Source organism: Psychrobacter sp. 16-MNA-CIBAN-0192, from assembly GCF_040309565.1.
In the GTDB taxonomy this organism is placed as follows: domain Bacteria; phylum Pseudomonadota; class Gammaproteobacteria; order Pseudomonadales; family Moraxellaceae; genus Psychrobacter.
Genome location: NZ_JBEOOX010000659.1, coordinates 1 through 241, shown reverse-complemented (window position 1 = coordinate 241; position 241 = coordinate 1). Strand labels below are relative to the sequence as shown.

The following is a 241-nucleotide window of genomic DNA, read 5'->3' as shown; positions in this document are numbered from 1 at the left end:
GCTTGGAGTAGGGCAGGCAGCTCATTGATATCTACATGCTTCATGTGCTGACTTTTGGCTTTAGGATAGAGTGCTTTTAGATCATCGATTGGGTTTTGGTCGATGATGCGTTCGCGTTTGGCACGTCTTAAAACATTAGCAACCAGATCAATAGTGCGTCTAGTCACCTCACGTGGCGGCTCACCTTTTGTGTTCACACGCGTTTCGATCTCATCTGCCATCGATCGACAATCCTCAAAGC

1 pseudogene is annotated in these 241 nt (G+C 47.3%); it reads right to left on the bottom strand.

Going from position 1 to position 241, the window contains the following annotated elements:
* A pseudogene (locus AAEY78_RS14750) lies at nucleotides 1-221 on the bottom strand (tyrosine-type recombinase/integrase); the annotation flags it as partial.
* Nucleotides 222-241 lie beyond the last annotated feature (20 nt).